The organism is Flectobacillus sp., assembly GCF_049240685.1.
Lineage (GTDB): Bacteria > Bacteroidota > Bacteroidia > Cytophagales > Spirosomataceae > Flectobacillus.
Window position 1 is genome coordinate 1 of the sequence record NZ_JBMLSD010000002.1, and the last position, 4277, is coordinate 4277.

The 4277-nt window shown below is 39.0% G+C and carries 3 protein-coding genes; all 3 read left to right on the forward strand.

Features of this window, described 5'->3' with window-relative positions:
• Positions 1-44: 44 nt before the first annotated feature.
• Positions 45-2159 (forward strand): alpha-glucuronidase family glycosyl hydrolase, encoded by a 2115-nt coding sequence (locus tag ACOVQ4_RS00105; protein ID WP_421818648.1) that lies wholly within the window; start codon positions 45-47, stop codon positions 2157-2159.
• 145 nt (positions 2160-2304) lie between these two features.
• Positions 2305-3057, forward strand: coding sequence for an SDR family NAD(P)-dependent oxidoreductase (locus tag ACOVQ4_RS00110; RefSeq protein ID WP_421818649.1), 753 nt, complete (start codon positions 2305-2307; stop codon positions 3055-3057).
• A gap of 83 nt (positions 3058-3140) precedes the next feature.
• On the forward strand, positions 3141-4184 hold the full coding sequence (locus ACOVQ4_RS00115; protein WP_421818650.1) for a glycoside hydrolase family 43 protein: 1044 nt from the start codon (positions 3141-3143) through the stop codon (positions 4182-4184).
• Positions 4185-4277: the final 93 nt, after the last annotated feature.

Here is a 4277-nt window from a genome sequence, read left to right on the forward strand (position 1 = left end):
CCTGTTCCCTAAAACACATAATTTTGCCCACTAGCTTACCACGTATGAGATATTTTCAAAAACTAATTTTCATCCTACTTTTGAGCATAACTCAATTGGCTCATGCCGATGATGGTTATCGACTTTGGTTGAAATTTGACCCTATTGCTAATGTTCAGCAAAGAAATAGCTATGCTCAAAAATGTCAGTTTATTTATTCTGATAATCAAGAAGTTATCACAAAAACAGCTCAAAAAGAACTACAAGCTGGTTTGTCGGGATTGTTGGGCAAAAAAGTTTCAATTTTAACTAATCCAACAGGAAAAAAAGGGGGAATAATTCTTCAAATTATTCAAAATGCGCAAACCAATCAACTTGCTGAAGATGGTTTTATTATTCGTGAGGAAAACCATAATATCGTTATCCGTTCCCGTTCAGCTTCTGGCATCTTGTATGGTTCTTTTGCTTTTTTAAGACAAATACAAAGTGGTCGCTCAATTGCTCAACTCAATATTACGGATTCACCAAAAATCAAATACCGCATGCTCAACCACTGGGATAATCCCCTTGGCACTATCGAACGTGGTTATGCGGGTTCATCTCTGTGGAAATGGTATGAATTACCTGAAGTAATTGACCAACGATATATTGATTATGCGCGTGCTAATGCCTCAATCGGTATCAATGCGGTGGTTTTGAATAATGTCAATGCCAGCGCTAGATTTTTGACCAAAGAATATATCGTAAAAGTAAAAGCCTTAGCAGATGTTTTTCGTCCTTACGGAATCAAGGTATTTCTTTCCCTAAATTTTGCTGCGCCGAAACTCTTGGGTGGTGCCAAAAACTCAGACCCAATGGCTCCAGAAGTAAGAAATTGGTGGAAAAATGTTACTAAAGATATTTACAGTGCTATTCCAGATTTTGGAGGATATTTGGTAAAAGCCAATTCTGAAGGCGAACCAGGCCCGCAAGACTTTGGCAGAACTCATGCCGATGGCGCTAATATGCTTGCCGAAGCGATAGCTCCTTACAAAGGTATTGTCATTTGGCGTGCTTTTGTTTATGCTGCCGACCCTAAAGGCGACCGTTTCAAAGAGGCATATAAAGATTTTAAACCGCTTGATGGGACTTTTTCTTCAAACGTACTGGTTCAAGTAAAAAATGGGCCTATTGATTTTCAATCTCGTGAGCCGTTTCATCCGCTTTTTGGTGCTATGCCCAAAACGCCACTGGCTATGGAATTCCAGCTTACACAAGAATATTTGGGTTTTAGTACCAATCTTGTGTACGAAGCGCCTCTTTTCAAAGAATGTCTCGAAAGTGATACTTATTCAAATGGGAAAGGCTCAACCGTCGCTAAAATAGTTGACGGAAGTGTTGATAATCATTCGCTTACAGCTATGGCTGGCGTAGCCAATACGGGTTCAGACCGCAACTGGACGGGGCATCTGATGTCTCAAGCCAACTGGTATGCCTTTGGTCGATTGGCTTGGAATCATAGTTTAAGTTCAGAGCAAATAGCTTCGGAATGGATAAAAATGACTCTAACCCAAGAACCTAAAGCAGTTGCTACGATTCAAGATTTGATGATGAAATCTCGTGAAATTTATGTGGATTTTACTACTCCTCTTGGTCTTCATCATGTCATGGGACAAAATATTCACTTTGGACCAGAACCTTGGCTCGAAAAAAGTGCTCGCCCCGACTGGACAGCCATTTATTACCATCGCGCCGACTCTGTTGGACTTGGTTTTGATAGAACCGCACAAGGAAGTAATGCCCTTGGTTTATATAGCAAGGAAGTTCAAGCTCAGTGGGGAAATCCTGAGACTTGTCCTCTCCCCTATTTATTGTGGTTTCACCACGTTTCATGGAATGAAAAACTTAGTTCTGGCAAAACGCTTTGGAATGAATTCGCGAGTCGCTATTATGAAGGTGTTAAATCAGTAGAATGGATGCAAAAACAATGGAATTCTGTTCAATCCTCGATTGACCCACAAATATTTGCCGATGTATCTGGTCGATTAGCCGCTCAGCATCGTGAAGCGCTCAATTGGCGTGATGCCTGCGTATTGTACTTTCAACAATACTCAAAGCAGCCAATCCCAAGGCCATACCAAGCGCCAACCAGAACGCTTGACCAAATGAAGGAAATTGTACGAATTTATCAACTTAAGTAAGTCGTACTTCATTTTGCCTTTGTGGAAATAGCTTTCCCAATGGTAAATCTCATATAGTAAACTTGCATTATACTTTTGGTTTACAAATTTGATAATTAACACTTTAAGTCATTTTCTTAAACCGATACCATAACTTTAATACCTTATGAATTTTAGATTAGATAATAAAATTGCCTTAATAACAGGCGGCGGAAGCGGTATTGGTTTTGCCATAGCTCAATGTATGATAGAAGCGGGTGCAATAGTAGTCATCACGGGTCGTCGTGAGCATGCACTTCAAGAAGCCGTTCAACAACTAGGCGATAAAGCCAAATATGTAGTAAACGATGTGACAATACTTGATCAGTTAGAAAACCTAGTTGAGCATATCGAAACACAAATTGGAGCCATTGATATTCTTGTTAATAATGCTGGTATCAATATGAAAAAACCTGCATTGGAAGTAACAGACGAAGATTTCCAGAGAATTATTCATACAAATCTTAATGCAGTTTTTTCGCTAACACGTACCGTTGCTCAACGAATGGTGGGTCGTAAGTCGGGAAATATTATTATGATTTCGTCGATGGCTGCCTATTATGGTATCGACCGCGTACCTGCTTATTCTGCTTCAAAACATGGCGTTGAAGGATTAGTGAAATCCTTGGCGATGGATTTGTCGCCAAGCCAAGTTAGGGTCAATGCAGTTGCGCCAGGTTTTATCGAAACGGCTATGATGCAAACAGCCATGAGCAGTGACCCTGCGCGTATGAATAAAGCACTTGATCGTACGCCTATGGGCTTTTTTGGCAAACCTGAAGACATCGGAATGGCTGTGGTGTTTTTAGCTTCAGATGCAGCAAAATATATTACAGGTGCCTCACTCCCAGTTGATGGAGGGAACTCTATTGGATTCTAAATAATTTTAACATTATTTTACATAAAACCATATTATATAGTATTTTACAACAATTTTCATTAAAATTATTTTGTATTATTAATATGAAAAAAAGAAACTTCAGTATATATGCCTCTGCTCTTTTTCTGCTTTCGCAAATCTCTATTGCTCAACAGAAAAAACAGCCGATTTCACAACCACTCGTAAAGCATATCTATACGGCAGATCCTTCGGCTCATGTTTTTGAAGGTAAAATTTATATCTACCCTTCACACGATATTGAAACGAATGTTAGTAGAGATGCCGATGGTGCGAAGTTTGATATGAAAGATTTTCATATCCTTTCAATGGACAAAATCGGTGGAAAAGTTACCGATCATGGTATTGCCCTCGACTTGAAAGATGTACCTTGGGCAAGTAAGCAACTTTGGGCACCAGATGCAGCCTACAAAAATGGCACTTACTATCTATTTTTCCCAGCCAAAGACCAAGAAGGAATTTTTAGAATAGGTGTTGCCACCAGTAAAAAGCCTTCTGGTCCGTTTAAAGCAGAGAAAAAACCCATCGAAGGCAGTTTTAGTATAGACCCTGCTGTTTTTAAAGATTCAGATGGAAGTTATTATATGTATTTTGGCGGTATCTGGGGCGGACAACTGCAACGTTGGAAAACAGGTAAATACGAGGAGAATGGAGCGCTTCAGAAATCTAATGAAAAGGCTTTATTACCTAAAATCGCCAAACTATCCTCTGATTTAAAAAGCTTTTCAGAAAGTCCAAAAGATATTCAAATCTTGGACGAACAAGGGAACTTACTATTGGAAGGAAATAATGACAAGCGATTTTTTGAGGCAGCTTGGATGCACAAATACCGTGGAAAATACTATTTCTCCTACTCTACTGGTGATACTCATTTTATCAGTTATGCCACAGGAGATTCTCCTTACGGACCATTTACTTACAAAGGAGTTGTTTTAAATCCCGTTGAAGGCTGGACAAATCACCATTCAATAGTTGAAGTTAAAGGCAAATGGTATTTGTTCTACCATGATGTACAAATTTCAGGACAAACACATTTGAGAAATGTAAAAGTCACTGAATTACACCATAATCCAGATGGTACAATTCAGACTATTTCGGCATATAAATAATTACATACTCCGTTTACAGTTTAAATGGCAAAGTGTCACTCTGATACTTTGCCATTTATTTTTTTTCCCATTATCAATGAGCAAAAGCTCATT